At 45.9% G+C, this 15,304-nt stretch carries 12 protein-coding genes; 6 read left to right on the top strand and 6 right to left on the bottom strand.

Going from position 1 to position 15,304, the window contains the following annotated elements:
• Window positions 1-356: 356 nt before the first annotated feature.
• The 3 genes from clpB to rluD form a co-directional block, all read right to left on the bottom strand.
• On the bottom strand, window positions 357-2,930 hold the full coding sequence (gene clpB, locus ST37_RS19625; protein ID WP_084889234.1) for an ATP-dependent chaperone ClpB: 2,574 nt from the start codon (window positions 2,928-2,930) through the stop codon (window positions 357-359).
• A gap of 170 nt (window positions 2,931-3,100) precedes the next feature.
• Complete coding sequence (gene pgeF, locus ST37_RS19620) at window positions 3,101-3,826, bottom strand: peptidoglycan editing factor PgeF (protein WP_084889233.1); 726 nt, start codon at window positions 3,824-3,826, stop codon at window positions 3,101-3,103.
• A gap of 62 nt (window positions 3,827-3,888) precedes the next feature.
• Window positions 3,889-4,863: a 23S rRNA pseudouridine(1911/1915/1917) synthase RluD gene (gene rluD / locus ST37_RS19615; RefSeq protein ID WP_084889232.1), complete on the bottom strand. Its 975-nt coding sequence runs from the start codon at window positions 4,861-4,863 to the stop codon at window positions 3,889-3,891.
• Window positions 4,864-5,000: 137 nt separating this feature from the next.
• Here rluD and bamD point away from each other — a divergent pair, with 137 nt between their 5' ends.
• The 5 genes from bamD (at window position 5,001) to yjjX (ending at window position 9,903) form a co-directional block, all read left to right on the top strand.
• A complete protein-coding gene (gene bamD / locus ST37_RS19610) occupies window positions 5,001-5,726 on the top strand; it encodes an outer membrane protein assembly factor BamD (RefSeq protein WP_084889231.1) in 726 nt (241 codons plus the stop codon).
• A 136-nt stretch (window positions 5,727-5,862) separates the two neighbouring features.
• Window positions 5,863-7,302 carry a lytic transglycosylase F gene (locus tag ST37_RS19605; RefSeq protein WP_084889230.1) on the top strand — a complete coding sequence of 480 codons (1,440 nt, stop codon included), beginning with the start codon at window positions 5,863-5,865 and terminating at the stop codon, window positions 7,300-7,302.
• A gap of 303 nt (window positions 7,303-7,605) precedes the next feature.
• Window positions 7,606-7,956: a ribosome-associated translation inhibitor RaiA gene (raiA, locus tag ST37_RS19600; protein ID WP_084889229.1), complete on the top strand. Its 351-nt coding sequence runs from the start codon at window positions 7,606-7,608 to the stop codon at window positions 7,954-7,956.
• 234 nt (window positions 7,957-8,190) lie between these two features.
• Window positions 8,191-9,372 carry a prephenate dehydratase gene (gene pheA, locus ST37_RS19595; RefSeq protein WP_084889228.1) on the top strand — a complete coding sequence of 394 codons (1,182 nt, stop codon included), beginning with the start codon at window positions 8,191-8,193 and terminating at the stop codon, window positions 9,370-9,372.
• 3 nt (window positions 9,373-9,375) lie between these two features.
• Window positions 9,376-9,903: an inosine/xanthosine triphosphatase gene (gene yjjX, locus ST37_RS19590; protein WP_084889227.1), complete on the top strand. Its 528-nt coding sequence runs from the start codon at window positions 9,376-9,378 to the stop codon at window positions 9,901-9,903.
• 66 nt (window positions 9,904-9,969) lie between these two features.
• On the opposite strand, the gene trpR is transcribed toward yjjX, so the two are convergent.
• Together trpR and ST37_RS19580 are read right to left on the bottom strand one after the other, a co-directional pair.
• Complete coding sequence (gene trpR / locus ST37_RS19585; RefSeq protein ID WP_084889226.1) at window positions 9,970-10,266, bottom strand: trp operon repressor; 297 nt, start codon at window positions 10,264-10,266, stop codon at window positions 9,970-9,972.
• A 2-nt stretch (window positions 10,267-10,268) separates the two neighbouring features.
• Entirely contained in the window at window positions 10,269-12,188 is a 1,920-nt protein-coding gene (locus tag ST37_RS19580; RefSeq protein WP_084889225.1) for a transglycosylase SLT domain-containing protein, read from the bottom strand.
• 234 nt (window positions 12,189-12,422) lie between these two features.
• Here ST37_RS19580 and ettA point away from each other — a divergent pair, with 234 nt between their 5' ends.
• On the top strand, window positions 12,423-14,090 hold the full coding sequence (ettA, locus tag ST37_RS19575) for an energy-dependent translational throttle protein EttA (RefSeq protein ID WP_084889224.1): 1,668 nt from the start codon (window positions 12,423-12,425) through the stop codon (window positions 14,088-14,090).
• Window positions 14,091-14,163: 73 nt separating this feature from the next.
• Here the strand turns inward: ettA and tyrA are convergent, their stop codons facing one another.
• Complete coding sequence (gene tyrA / locus ST37_RS19570) at window positions 14,164-15,294, bottom strand: bifunctional chorismate mutase/prephenate dehydrogenase (protein WP_084889223.1); 1,131 nt, start codon at window positions 15,292-15,294, stop codon at window positions 14,164-14,166.
• Window positions 15,295-15,304: the final 10 nt, after the last annotated feature.

The raw sequence follows: 15,304 nt of genomic DNA, 5'->3' as shown, positions 1-15,304 counted from the left end.
ATTGACATCGTTTTTTGTTTTACTTTTTATAAAAAAAGTAAAAACAAGTAGCGATTATCATCAACGAGTGCCCACACAGATTGATAGGTTTATATTGTTAAAGAGCTTGTTTCGAAGTCACCCTCAAAACGGACGGCCATTTTAACCAGTTAAAACTCAGTGTCAACCACTTTCTTTTTAACTTTAAAACGTTGATTTTCATCACCGCTTTGGCCTTGCCAGTTATCCCTGACAACGGAGGCGCATTATAAGTAGAATTCGGGGTAGCGCAACCCTTAAAACAACGATTTTCAGGTTTTTTATTCCAAGCGAATAAAAAACCGTCAAATCGTCATTTAATCGTACAATTACTGCGCTTATTGGCTCGCTACAATGCGATTATCACGTACGCTCAGAGTAATCGTTTTGTTCGGAAGAAGTTTACCAGCGAGTAAAGATTTCGCCATTGGGTTCTCTACTAAGGTCTGAATCGCTCTATTTAGAGGGCGTGCACCATAAACAGGATCAAATCCAGCTTTCGAAATAAACTCCAATGCTTCTTCTGTTACTTCTACAATAAAGTCTTTCTCTTTCAATCGGTCGGTCATTCGTCGTAATTGTATAGCAGCGATTGACTGAATATGTTCCGCTCCCAATGGGTGGAACACTACACTTTCATCCACGCGATTTAAAAACTCTGGTCTAAAATGAGTTTTCACCACGTCCATCACACTACTTTTCATTTGTTGATAGCTTGAGTGACCAAACCCTTCTTGAATCCGATCAGAGCCCAAATTGGACGTCATGATTAATACCGTGTTCTTAAAATCGACAGTACGACCTTGGCCGTCGGTTAATCGGCCATCGTCCAACACCTGAAGTAAAATATTAAATACGTCAGGATGTGCTTTCTCTACTTCGTCTAAAAGAATGACTGAATAAGGACGGCGGCGAACAGCTTCTGTAAGGTATCCACCTTCCTCATAGCCAACATAACCTGGAGGAGCACCGACTAATCTTGCGACAGAGTGTTTCTCCATAAACTCAGACATATCGATACGGACCATTGCGTCACTACTATCAAACAGAAATGTCGCTAACGTTTTGCACAGTTCGGTTTTGCCGACTCCGGTCGGGCCCAAAAATAGAAACGAACCAATGGGCCTATTAGGATCAGACAATCCAGCTCGACTGCGTCGTATAGCATTAGAGACCGCTTCAACAGCTTCTCCTTGACCAATGACCCGATCGTGGAGCACTTCTTCCATACGAAGTAGTTTCTCTTTCTCTGCTTCAAGCATTTTGGCCACAGGGATACCCGTCTGCTTCGACAACACTTCTGCTATCTCAACATCGGTCACTTTATTGCGCAGCAACGTCATCTCTTGCATTTCAGCTTGGGCAGCTAGGTCGAGCTGCTTTTCAAGATCAGGGATCTTGCCGTATTGAAGTTCGGACATTCTGTTCAAGTCGCCAGCACGCCTGGCTATTTCCATATCTTGTCGAGCTTGCTCTAAATCCGCCTTAATATGCTGAGTACCTGAGAGAGCAGCTTTTTCTGCTTTCCATACTTCTTCGAGCTCAGCAAATTGCTTCTCTTTGTCTTCGAGTTCTACATTAAGAAGATCACGACGCTTACGACTGGCGTCATCGCCCTCTTTTGCTAGAGCCTGCAATTCTATTTTGAGCTGAATGACACGGCGCTCTAGCTTATCCATTTGCTCTGGTTTGGAATCGATTTGCAGACGAATTGACGAAGCGGCTTCATCAATAAGATCTATGGCTTTATCGGGAAGCTGTCTATCCGACACATAACGATGCGACAAACTTGCCGCTGCAACGATTGCTGGATCGGTAATATCAACATGGTGATGCAGTTCGTAACGCTCTTTTAAGCCACGTAGTATTGCAACGGTATCTTCTACTGTTGGCTCGTTCACTAGCACTTTTTGGAAACGACGCTCCAAAGCTGGGTCTTTTTCGATGTATTGGCGATACTCATCGAGAGTAGTCGCACCGACGCAATGTAACTCACCACGTGCCAGCGCTGGCTTTAGCATATTGCCCGCATCCATAGCACCATCGCCTTTACCTGCGCCGACGATAGTGTGCATTTCATCGATAAAGAGGATCACATTGCCCTCTTCTTTTGCCAGCTCATTAAGTAATGATTTTAAACGCTCTTCAAACTCGCCTCGATATTTCGCACCCGCCACGAGCGATCCCATATCCAGCGCCAATACACGTTTTCCGCGCAGCCCCTCAGGGACTTCATTATTAATAATTCGCTGAGCAAGACCTTCGACTATGGCCGTTTTACCCACACCAGGTTCACCAATGATCACTGGATTGTTTTTGGTTCTGCGCTGCAATACTTGGATGGTTCGACGGATCTCATCATCGCGACCAATAACAGGATCAAGCTTGCCTTGTTCAGCTCGCTCGGTCAGATCAATGGTAAATTTTTCGAGCGCTTGACGCAGCTCTTCGGCGTTAGGATCATCGACTTTTTGGCCACCGGTCACTTTCTCAATCGCAGCCGTCACTTTTTCTTCGGTGATGCCTAACTTCTTGAGCAGTTGCCCCATTGGGCCTTTGTCTTGCACAGCCGCAAGCAAAAAGACTTCTGATGATATGTAACTGTCATTACGCTTTTGAGCAATCTTATCGCAAAGGTTAAACAAGGTTCCCATTTGTGACGACAGTTGAACATCGCCCCCTATTCCAGAGACTTTAGGTAATTTGTCCAACATCTCTGCAATTGAGGATCGAAACTGAACCACATCAACATTAAGTAATGTAAATAACGGGCGTATCGAACTGCCCTCTTGATTGAGCAGCGAAGACATTAAATGAACGGGTTCTATATATTGATGGTCACGACCTAATGCCAGCGATTGCGCTTCTGAAATCGCCATCTGAAATTTGCTGGTAAATCTATCTAATCGCATGTCCACTCCTCACACATCACTTGGGTGAAAGTTGTTTCTACTATGTATAGAAAGTGGTCATCAAATTCACTATTTTCAAGTGCTAATTAGGCATTAATTGAGCGATAACAAAAAGCGGGGGGCAAAAAAAGAAAAGTTTCTCATTGGTAGAAGCAGAGTTCTATGAAGGGTTATGTTTCCATCCAGATCATCGTGGCCTGACGGCCGGTAATGGAACCTTGACGGTAAGAGAAAAATCGAACGTCGTCATAGGTACAGAGCCCACTACTGCTAACCTCGTTTACGCCGGCATTAAACAGTCGAATCGTGACTAACTGTTCTAAATCAGCCATCCATTTCCCCGGATTGCTTGAAGGGACAAAACAGCGTTCAACCTCGTCATTGCAGTCGATAAACTGCTGCCGAACCTCTGACCCCACTTCAAAGCGAGGTTGTCGAATCGCAGGTCCGATCCACGCAATAATGCGACCATCGATCTTATCAATGGTGTTTTCGAGCACGCCATTAAGTAAACCTCGCCAGCCCGCATGCACTGCAGCGACTTGTGTCCCCTCAGCATTGCAAAACAATACCGGAACACAGTCTGCGGTCATAACACTGCAAACTTGCCGTGGTGAATATGCTATTGATGCGTCAGCGCTAACAATCACATCCGGCTCAAGCGGAAGTGCGACCACATCGGTAGAGTGAGTCTGATTTAGCCAAGCGGGTGAAGAAGGCAGTTTTGCCTTCTTCATTAACCAGTGTCGGTTGCGCTCGACGGTTTGAGCGTCGTCCCCAACGTGCCGACCAAGGTTTAAGCCATCAAATGGCGGACTCGAAAAGCCTCCTTCTCGTGTCGTGCTGATGGCCTTAACATTTCTAGGTGCGTTCCAGTTAGGGACAATCCAACTCACAATAGACTCACTGTATTTGCTCAGTAATGAAGATTAATGTCATTGTTCAAAATGGCACTTGGTTAGTAATCTTCTTCCGGGTTCTCTTTAGCGTCTACGCGCAGAGCTTCCGCGATATCAATCATATCGTCGGGTACCGGTGCATGAAACTCCATCGACTCACCGTGACTAGGGTGGTCAAAACGCAGCATCACTGCATGCAATGCTTGACGGTCAAACCCTCGAATTTTGGCGGTGAGTTCTTCACTTGCCCCTTTTGGAATTCGAGCACGACCACCATAAGCGATGTCACCAAGCAATGGGTGCTGTAAATACGCCATATGAACACGGATTTGGTGTGTACGACCAGTCTCTAGACGTAAGCGAATACGAGTATGTTCACGGAAATGCTCTGCAACACGATAGTGAGTCACCGCTGGTTTGCCCATTTCGTTAACGGCCATTAACACACGTTTTTGCGGGTGTCGGCCTATCGGTTTTTCAATCATGCCACCAGCGGTCATTTTACCAATAGCGATTGCTTCATACTCACGAGTGATTTTGCGTTTTTGCAGCGCTCTCACCAAACGTGTCTGAGTGGGTACATTTTTCGCCACTACCATGAGCCCAGTCGTGTCTTTATCGAGACGATGGACGATGCCGGCACGCGGCACTTCAGCAATATCTGGGTAGTGGAACAATAAGGCATTTAATACCGTTCCATCCGGTGTTCCTGCCCCTGGGTGTACCACAAGATCGCGAGGTTTATTGATAACCAAAAGATCATCATCTTCATAGACGATATCTAACGGAATATCTTGTGCTTCCCAGCGTTCTTCGTCTTCCAGTTCAGCTTGAATAACGATCTCTTCGCCACCCATCACTTTTTGACGAGGTTTAGTGGTTACTTCACCATCTACCTGCACATGTCCAGCCAGCAACCACTCTTTGTGTCGCGAACGAGAATATTCGGTAAACAACTCGGCAATGGCTTGGTCTAAACGCTGACCAAGTTGGCTTGGTTGTACTTGTTTTTTTAACTCTATTGTCTGGGCCATATCGAACTTTTTAAAAAACTGTGGGACTAATGCTTGCTACTGTGAAAAAATAGCGACTTTGTATATTGTATCTGCTCAGCCCCTACTTGTAACGGGCAATAGCAATTTAAATAAAAAATAGGGACAGTATCTATCCCATGAGATATAGACATTTAGCTGCCGCACTCAGTTGCGCATTGATTTTTGGCTGCAGCAGCACGGAAGACGTCGTTCCGGATATTCCACCAGCAGAACTATACGTAGAAGCGCAGAAATCCTTACGAGAAGGTAACTGGGTGACGGCTGTGGATCAACTAGAGGCGCTTGATTCACGCTATCCTTTCGGCCCTTACTCTGAACAAGTTCAGTTAGACTTGATCTATGCATACTATAAAAATGACGAACTTGCGTTGGGTCTCGCAACGATAGAACGCTTTACTCGTCTAAACCCTACGCACTCTAAAAGTGATTGGGTATTGTACATGCGCGGTTTGTCACACATGGCACAAGACCGCAACTTTTTACACGATGTATTTAACATCGATCGGAGCGACAGAGATCCAGAACCCGTAAAAAAAGCCTTTGCTGACTTTAAACGTTTGGTACAGCGCTACCCAGACAGTGCCTATGCTGAAGATGCCGCACTTCGGATGGTGTCGTTAAAAAACAGGCTGGCCCGCTATGACTTAGCAACCGCAGATTTTTATCTGCGACGAGAGGCGTGGATCGCAGCAATTAATCGTTGCCAGGAAATACAAAAAACCTACCCCAATACCGTTGCCGCAAAGGAATCTCTAGACATTCAGCTTCAGGCATATAAAGAGTTAGGGTTAGAAGACGCCATAGCTAGAACTGAAAAATTGATTGAGATCAATCAGCTATAAATGCTACATTTTGCCCATCGATTCAAGGAATGAATTGATGGGCTTTCACTTTTTTTACAACACTAAGCCCACCCCGACCTACACTTAATGTAGATGTAAGGCATGCGTACTATGCGCAATCAAACATGGATGTTGTATGAAAAAACAGTTATTGCAGCTGGCGTTACTGCTATTTTCAGGACCGTTATTCGCTTTAGAACTCTCCCCGATTTCCAAATCACATTCGCTTGGCGACTTTGATAAGATAGTCGAATCTGGCAACCTTCGCGTGCTGGTTTCTGCTGATCTCGGTTTTTATTATATCGAGAAAGGTCGTCCCAAAGGCATCATTGCAGAGCAACTTGCACACTTTGAAGCCTATTTGCAAAAGTCTAATCCACTGCTAAAGATACAAATTATCCCTATCGAGCGCAGCGATTTATTCGTTGCATTAGAGGCCGGTTATGGAGACTTAGCCGTAGCAAATTTAACCATTACCCCTCAACGCCAACAGCAAGTGCAATTTAGTACGCCTTTCTTAGAAGATGTTTCCGAGCTTTTTATTACCAACGCTGATGAAGATCCAATTGACGAGATCAGCGATGTCAGTGGACAAGAAGTCTGGGTACGAGCCAGCTCTAGCTACTTCGAAAGCATTCAGCGCATCAACAACGAGCTATCGAGCATGGGATTGCAACCGATGGAGGTGCGATTTATTGAAGAGACCATTCAAGATTACGAGTTAATGGAGATGGTGAACCAAGACTATATCGACCTCACTGTATTGGACTCTCATAAGGCTGAACTCTGGCTTAAAGTCATGGATAACTTAAAAGCACATGAGGAACTTCCGCTAAGAACCGAGGGAGAGATCGCATGGGCCATGCGACAGGAAAGCCCAAAACTGGAAAGTACCGTCAATGCCTATTTAAAAACCGCTAAGAAAGGTACCTGGTTAGGCAATGTCATCTACGAAAAGTACATTGATAACACCAGTTGGTTAACGCGAGCACTGAATCCGGATCAACTTGAAAAGCTCAATGACCTTTCAACGGTGTTCAAAAAATACGGTGAACAATATGACATCGACTGGCTAATGCTATCTGCGCAAGCGTTCCAAGAGTCTGGGTTAGATAACTCGAAAGTTTCTCACCGTGGTGCAGTGGGCATCATGCAAGTATTACCGGCTACTGCATCGGATCCTTACATCAACATTCCCGATATCAAAGACCTTGATAATAATGTGCACGCAGGGACCAAATATATGCGATTTATCCACGATCGCTACTTCAGTGACGACGATATTTCAGCCAACGACAAGGTTTACTTTAGTTTAGCCGCGTACAACGCAGGCCCAGCCGCGATCAGACGAATGCGTACCTTAGCGACTAAACACGGTTATGATCCTAACAAGTGGTTTCAAAATGTAGAAATCATTACTCGTCGCAATATAGGCAAAGAGCCTGTGACTTATGTAGGGAACATAAATCGCTACTACATTATTTACAAACAGCTAGGATTGATCCGCGATCAGCAGAGCAACGCGAACGCCTTTAACTATCAAAGCGTCGTACTTGAGTCGCTAACGGATGAGTAAACATAGAGTGTGATGAAATTCACAAAAGGTAGGTGGTGAAAGTTCATTCAATGACTTTATTTAGGTCGAACTAATGCCCTAAAAACGAATGAATTTTTAGCTGCTTACCCTTCCCAATCTACCCTCCCCTCGTAATAATTCAAGCAAAATTCACCGAGTTTCGATAACTTTTTATGGTTTGGTCACATTTTCATTGGAGTCGCTAACTCCACCTCAATTTAGTGATCCATATCACTAAATTGATTCCTCAAATGCGTAATCTGAACTCATCCCACAAGGGAAAGCCACAGAGGAAAAGACACTATGAAAATAAATGTAACCGGCAAAAACCTAGAAATTACCTCTGCAATTCGTTCACATATAGAGACGAAGTTTAAAAAACTAGAAAAGTGGCAAGTCGATATCATTGCCTGTAATACCAGCTTTAGTGAAGAGCCTAATAAGCAGAAAAAATTTGAAGCGAGCATAACGGTACCAAAAGGACAGCTTAACGCTTCAGCGAGCAATCAAGACCTATATGTCGCTATTAATGAAGTTGAGCAAAAGCTAGAGCGCCAACTTAACAAGCTGCGACACAAACCAGACGCCCGACGTGCAAGTCACGCAGAACAACCGGCGGTAGAGCCCGATGAGGAAGTAGAAGAAGCGTCATAACAGATTCCGTACGGGGAGCATCGCTCCCCGTTTTTTTGCTTGACGAATATCTGCCCCTTGCTTACTGTGTAAAGACACAACATATTCATGCAGTTAACATCATGAAATCAGCCTATTTTGACCGTTTTATTCAGTTTATGATTCACTCTATATAGAGGCTGGACTGAAACCTATACGTTTCGAAATAAGTGAAGCCTCCTCAACTGGGAGGCTTTTTTGTAAGGAAGCCAAGAAATGCCCCAACCATCAATGCCGTTAGATAGAATTCGACTCGAGCTCAACGATCTGGATAAACAGTTACTTAAGCTATTATCAGAGCGACGCACACTGAGTTTAGAGGTAGCTAAAAGCAAAGTTGAAACCTCCAAACCCGTTCGTGATGCTTCGCGAGAACAAGAATTGCTGGTCAAATTGATCAAAATGGGGCAAAACGATTTCGATTTAGACGCTCAATACATTACCAAGCTCTTCCATACCATTATTGAAGACTCGGTATTACTGCAGCAATCTTACTTACAGAATTTGGCCAACCCAAAACTTGCAAGAAAGCCGTTGGCTCGTGTCGCCTTCTTAGGCTCCCGTGGCTCCTACTCTCATTTGGCCAGCCGTGAGTACTTTAGCCGAAAAAATACCGAGTTGGTTGAGCTAAACTGTACCGGTTTCAAAGAAGTGCTCAATACCGTTGAATCAGGACACGCTGACTATGGCGTTTTGCCTATCGAGAATACCAGTTCTGGGTCGATCAACGAGGTATACGATTTACTTCAACACACCAATCTTTATCTTGTTGGCGAAGTTACCTTACCTATAGAGCACTGTTTACTGGCGTCATCAGACGTGCCTCTAGAACAGGTGAAAACTCTCTATTCACACCCTCAACCGCATGCACAATGCAGTGAGTTTATTAGCCACCTAAAAGGGGTGACATTAGAAACCTGCGCAAGCACCGCTGATGCTATGCGTATCGTCAAAGATCTTGGTCGAGATGACGTCGCCGCAATCGGCAACTCTCAAAGTGGCAAGCTGTATGGACTCCAGCCCATTAAAGGCGATATCGCTAACCAGACCGAAAACCATACTCGATTCATCTTAGTTGCCAGAAAAGCCGTCGAGGTGTCGCTGCAAATCCCTGCTAAGACGACTTTGATCATGTCTACAGACCAGACGGCCGGTTCACTGGTTGAGTGTCTGTTGGTGTTCAAACGATTCCAAATCAATATGACCAAACTAGAGTCTCGTCCAATCATGGGCAATCCTTGGGAAGAGATGTTCTACATCGATCTTGACTGCCACCTAGAGTCAGAGCACATGCAAGCAGCCTTGACCGAGCTCACAGCCTTAACTAGGCAAATTAAGGTGTTAGGGTGCTACCCAAGCGAAAATATAAAAGCAACTCAAGTGAAGTTAGAAGGGTAAAGCATGTCTAAGAAAGTGATTGTTACTTCACTGAACCCAGCAAAGATATCTGCGGTTCAATGCGCTTTTGAAGACGCTTTTGAAGGGCAAGAGTTTGAGTTCGTTGGGGTCAGTGTCGCGAGCGATGTACCCGATCAGCCTATGAGTAATCATGAAACCAAACAAGGTGCCCTAAACCGAGTTCGCAACGCTAAAGCTGACCATAGTGCGGATTATTTTGTTGGCGTAGAGGCTGGTATTGAGGGTGATCAAACCTTCGCGTGGATGATCATTGAGACAGACACAGTCCGAGGTGAGTCACGCTCTTCTAGCTTATCACTTCCGCCTGAGGTTATGGCTAAAGTGCAACAAGGCATGGAGTTGGGTCACGCGATGGATGCACAATACGATACCGACAACATTAAGCAAAAAGGTGGAGCAATTGGGTTACTCACTCAAATGAGGCTGACCCGAAGCAGCGTATATCACCAAGCGTTAATCTTGGCGCTGATCCCGTTTCTAAACCCGCAGGATTTTCCGAGTAACCTATAATTTCCCACTAGGCTGACAAGCGTCCTCAGGGAAACAATCGCGCCGGACCATAGCGATTCAAGCAGGCTAGGGTTGTTCAAATAGTCCGTCTAGAAACTGCTGCAATCGAGCCAATTCGGCTTGATCGTGTTTTTGAAGCTCTTTAGACCCGCGAGTAATGGTGGCGATGCCGACTCCAATATCTTGGCTCAGTTGTCTTTGGGACTGCGATTTAAGTAGCAGCCCATCGAAGATTTTGGCGCGTACCAATAGGGCTTCACGTTCGTCCGCAGTCAAAAGAAACTGCAGTAAATCATTTAATTCACCCTTGTGAGCTGCTTGAGAGAGTCGTTCGACCAGCGCGTGCCACTCATTGCTTTCCATTACTAGTACCTTAATGTTGCTTCAGACGGCGTTAGAAAAGGCCCTGATTCATTCATAAGGTTGCGATAATACGTCTCAAACATCAATACATTTTGAACGTAGCCTCGTGTTTCCTTGAATGGAATGGCCTCTATAAACGAAAACACATCAATATTTTCGTTACTTCTTTCGCGCCAACTACGGACACGATTAGGTCCTGCGTTGTATGCCGCAAACGCAAATATACGGTTATCATCATATTGATTTAAAAGCCCCTTTAGGTAGTGACTGCCTATTTCAATATTCTTGCCTACGTCATACAGCTCTTCTGCTCCTGCGTAGTTGATGTCGTATTTGTTGGCGGTGTATTGCGCGGTGGTCGGCATAACCTGCATCAAACCTCGGGCGCCAACCGGTGAGCGAGCTTGAATGTCCATGGCACTTTCTTGGCGCGCCAACGCCATCAGTGTGATGGGATCCATCTCATTTTGCTTGGCGTAAAAGTCAAACCACCACTGATGGGCGACTGGGAAACGCAGTGCTGTATGCTCCCACATACGACCTTCTATCGTCGCGGTTACGGTTAGGTTATGCCAGCGCTTTTGAGAGGCGTAGTAAGCTAAGGTCTGTTTATCTTCGTTGTAGGCTCGGGTTAATAGCCAGCGCCATTCACTTTTTGCGGCAGCAATTTTATCCAGCTCTATCAGCTCTTCAATTCGAGTTAGAGTTGATTCATATCTCTTAACATCATCAAGATTCACTTCGGTAACCGCGCTGTAGTACTCTATTGGCACACCCAAATGGTGCGCAGCGGCCGCGCTGTAAAAGCTTAGCGATCCTAATAGCGTTTTTAATCGCTGTTCGCCTCTTTGAGTGTAACCCGTTTCGATTTCAGCCCTAGCCATCCAGTATTGCCAGCGGCGATCGTTTTGTTTCGATTCGGGCAAACGTGCGATCCAATCGCTAATGCCTTTCCAGTCTGCTTGCTGTATCGCAAGCCTCACACGCCGCTCTAACCAGTTCACATTGTCACTGTGAGACAAGGCAATATCACGCCACTGCGCCAACACCTCATTGTCGGTATTGATCAGCTGATAAGCGATGTAATCGGCAAGTTGCTGACTGGTTTGGTTGTCAAAGTCTAACTGCTCAAGTGTATCGATAGCGAGTTGAGCGTCACTTCTAGCGATTTTCTTTACGCTCAACGCGGCCACTTTTTGATTAAACTCTGTGGCTGGATAACGCTCTACAAATGAAATAATTTGTTCAGGGGTATTATCTAAAGTTACCATCCAAGCAGCTAATTTTTTTGCACTGTCTGAGCTTGGCATCTTGGCAAGGTAAGTCAGTAAACTGGTGTTGCGCTTTTCGTAGGCCAGGAGCATGCGCTGCAAAACCAGATCGTCACTACGAAGTCCTGCCATGTGCCACTCTTCAAACAACTCATCGCAACGTTCAGAGACGCTATTGCCCGAGAGCCAAAGTGATTCCGCACCTTCAAACGCACTTTGCTGCTGTTCGTTTTGCAGTTGCGCATAGTAGTAACTACAACGATAGCTTTCCATTCGAGGAAGCTCTTGTTGGAACTCAAAAAATCGCACCCAATCTTCTTTCTCCACCAAGGCATCTAAATACGCGCCGCGTATGCGATTTGAGAAAGGAAACTTACGGTAGTCCTTCATAAATTGCTCCACTTCTTGTGGAGAGCGCTCACTCAATTCGGCAAGAAAGACACGATAATCGAGGTACGGCGTCAACGTGTAATGAGCGATATGAGGTCTAAGTTGGTAGTACTGATCAATATGGTTGTTGTCCAACAGGCGCTGCGATTGTTCATAGATTTCTCGCTGATCCTTTATAGACAGCTGATTTGTGGCATACGAAGCACTAGTGGCCAGAGAAATGAAGCCTAATCCAAGGAGAATTTTATACAAGAAGGGCATTGTCAGCGTTACCTAAATCCTATTTATCACACTTACCAACGGCGCATGTAGCGCCAAAAAGTCGTCGTTATAGGGACGAGAATAGACCAAAATTGCAATTCCCGTACCACTGTCCAGTTAGACCGCTATGAGCTTAGATAATTCAACCTATCACAGTAAATGGATTAACAATATGACAGGAGTTGAGTTAAACTCTACCCTTTATATCCATTTACAAAAAGGCATTTAAAGGCAATGGCTGAATACGTCTATACCATGTCACGGGTGAGCAAAGTTGTGCCACCGAAAAGACAGATCCTAAAAGATATTTCTCTGAGCTTTTTTCCAGGCGCAAAAATCGGTGTGTTGGGTTTAAACGGTGCTGGTAAATCGACACTTCTGCGCATCATGGCAGGTATCGACACCGACATTGATGGTGAAGCACGACCGCAACCTGGATTGAATGTAGGTTACCTCCCGCAAGAGCCTGTTCTGGACGAATCCAAAACCGTGCGTGAAATCGTCGAACAAGCGGTATCGGATGTCGCAGTGGCGCTTAAACGTCTTGACGAAGTGTACGCAGAATACGCAGAAGAAGGTGCCGATTTTGATGCATTGGCAAAAGAGCAAGGCGAACTCGAAGCTCTTATTCAAGCAAAAGATGGGCATAACCTAGATAACGCGCTTGAGCGCGCGGCGGATGCACTTCGCTTGCCGGAATGGGATCAAAAAATTGAGCACTTATCTGGTGGTGAACGTCGTCGTGTCGCTATCTGTCGCCTGTTGCTTGAAAAGCCCGATATGTTGCTACTCGATGAGCCAACCAACCACTTGGACGCCGAATCTGTCGCTTGGCTAGAACGCTTCTTAGTCGACTACACAGGAACCGTTGTTGCCATTACCCACGACCGTTATTTCCTCGACAATGCCGCGGGTTGGATTCTTGAGCTAGACCGCGGTGAAGGCATTCCTTGGGAAGGCAACTACACCTCTTGGTTAGAGCAGAAAGACGCACGACTTCAACAAGAAGCGTCATCTGAAAAAGCACGCCAAAAAACCATCGAGAAAGAACTTGAATGGGTTCGCCAAAATCCTAAAGGACGTCAGGCGAAATCAAAAGCACGTATGGCACGCTTTGAAGAGCTGCAAAACTCAGATCACCAAAAACGCAACGAAACCAACGAGCTGTTCATTCCGCCGGGTGAGCGCTTGGGTGACAAAGTGGTCGAGGTTAACAACCTTACCAAGTCTTTCGATGGACGTGTGCTTATTGACGATCTTTCGTTTAGCATGCCTAAAGGTGCAATCGTCGGCATCATCGGCGCAAACGGTGCGGGTAAATCGACCCTGTTCAAAATGTTAAGTGGAACAGAGCAACCTGACTCGGGCACTATTGAGCTTGGCGACACTGTTAAACTAGCGTCTGTTGATCAGTTCCGTGACTCTATGGACGATAAGAAAACCGTTTTCCAAGAGATCTCTGAAGGCGCTGATATCATCAAGATCAACAACTTTGAAATTCCAGCCCGTGCGTACTGTTCTCGCTTTAACTTTAAAGGCTCCGATCAGCAAAAGATTATCGGTGAGCTTTCTGGTGGTGAGCGAAACCGTGTTCACTTGGCCAAGCTGCTTAAGACTGGCGGTAACGTACTGCTACTCGATGAGCCAACCAACGATCTTGACGTAGAGACACTGCGTGCCCTTGAAGAAGCACTGCTTGAGTTCCCAGGTTGCGCAATGGTCATCTCGCACGACCGTTGGTTCCTTGACAGAATCGCCACACATATCATTGACTACCGTGATGAAGGTGAAGTGAATTTCTATGAAGGAAACTACACCGAGTACATGGATTGGCTGAAAAAGACTTTGGGTCCTGAGGCTGCTGAGCCACATCGCATCAAGTACAAGCGCATGACCAAGTAAAGGTTGTCGAGTCATCACAATTAACGATCAAGGCCGAGCATTAAGCTCGGCCTTGTTGTCTTTTACTGCCGCGTTATCCTCGGTGGACCGCATCATTAGCTTGCTTGAGTAGGGTTTGACTCTCTTGCATAAATTGCTTGGAGTAATCACCAAACCAATCGCTTACTTGTTCAAAATGCTCGACAAAATTTTGCTTTGCGCTCTCCCCCTCAAGAAGATTCACCGCCTCCCCAAAACGCTGATGGAAACGCTTGATCATGGCTAAATTCTCCGGGGACGACAAAATGATATCACCGTAAAGATTAGGATCTTGCCCAAATAGACGCCCTACCATCGCCAATTCCAAGCGGTAAATGGGCGAGCTTAACTGCAATAGCGTTTCGATTTCTGGGTTTTCTTGGCTTAAGTGTGAGCCGTAAGCGAACGACGTAAAGTGGCGAAGCGCTTGGATCAGGGTCATTCCCTCATCATGTTTCTTTGCAGGCATCGCACACAAAGACGCTCCCCAAATCGTAAATTGGTCAAGCAACCATGCGTACTCGTCGGCTTTGCGCCCTTCACAATGCACAATCACCTGTTTTGCAAGGCTTGGTACATCGGGGCCAAACATAGGGTGCAGACCAACCACCGGACCTTGGTGCACATCCAACATGGCTTGTAGAGGCTGATCTTTAATCGAGGTTAAATCGCAAAGAATGCAATTGTCTGGCAGTGGTGGCAGCGTACGTATCACATCCAATGTTTTATCGATAGGGACGGTCACCACGACCAATCCCGCATCCTTGACGATCTCTTCTGCGTTTTCCCACTGTTGTCGACCAAGAATGTCGACTTGGTAGCCTGACAACTCAAACATTCGAACAAACAAACTACCTAGTTGACCTTTACCACCGACGACAACAACCTTTCCAAGGTTGGGTTTAAGGCATTTGAATCCCGAGTCTTTCTCACTCGCGTAGGACTCACGCATGGTACGACGCAAAATATCTTCGATAAGTTGAGCTGGCACTCCTCGCGACTCGGCTTCTGCTCGACGCGATGCTAGCATGGCCGCTTCTCTATCAGGGGCATAAATAGGAAGGCCGTGCTCGCTTTTCACTTCACCGACTTCTTCTACCAGAGACAGCCTCTGTGCCAATAGGTCGATCATTTGCTTATCGACTGCGTCTATCTTATCTCGCAGATCCGCAAGTTGGTGTGCCATGTTGTTTCCT

This window comes from Vibrio sp. qd031 (genome assembly GCF_002100145.1).
Classification (GTDB): Bacteria; Pseudomonadota; Gammaproteobacteria; order Enterobacterales; family Vibrionaceae; genus Vibrio.
The sequence above is the reverse complement of the archived record's forward strand: the minus strand, read 5'-3'. Positions and strand labels throughout refer to the sequence as shown.

Bases quoted from the DNA above. Each gene is read 5' to 3' on its own strand.
- clpB (WP_084889234.1), bottom strand. From the start codon at position 2,930: ATGCGATTAGATAGATTTACCAGCAAATTTCAGATGGCGATTTCAGAA.
- rluD (WP_084889232.1), bottom strand. From the start codon at position 4,863: ATGGCCCAGACAATAGAGTTAAAAAAACAAGTACAACCAAGCCAACTT.
- bamD (WP_084889231.1), top strand. From the start codon at position 5,001: ATGAGATATAGACATTTAGCTGCCGCACTCAGTTGCGCATTGATTTTT.
- ST37_RS19605 (WP_084889230.1), top strand. From the start codon at position 5,863: ATGAAAAAACAGTTATTGCAGCTGGCGTTACTGCTATTTTCAGGACCG.
- raiA (WP_084889229.1), top strand. From the start codon at position 7,606: ATGAAAATAAATGTAACCGGCAAAAACCTAGAAATTACCTCTGCAATT.
- pheA (WP_084889228.1), top strand. From the start codon at position 8,191: ATGCCCCAACCATCAATGCCGTTAGATAGAATTCGACTCGAGCTCAAC.
- yjjX (WP_084889227.1), top strand. From the start codon at position 9,376: ATGTCTAAGAAAGTGATTGTTACTTCACTGAACCCAGCAAAGATATCT.
- trpR (WP_084889226.1), bottom strand. From the start codon at position 10,266: ATGGAAAGCAATGAGTGGCACGCGCTGGTCGAACGACTCTCTCAAGCA.
- ST37_RS19580 (WP_084889225.1), bottom strand. From the start codon at position 12,188: ATGCCCTTCTTGTATAAAATTCTCCTTGGATTAGGCTTCATTTCTCTG.
- ettA (WP_084889224.1), top strand. From the start codon at position 12,423: ATGGCTGAATACGTCTATACCATGTCACGGGTGAGCAAAGTTGTGCCA.
- tyrA (WP_084889223.1), bottom strand. From the start codon at position 15,294: ATGGCACACCAACTTGCGGATCTGCGAGATAAGATAGACGCAGTCGAT.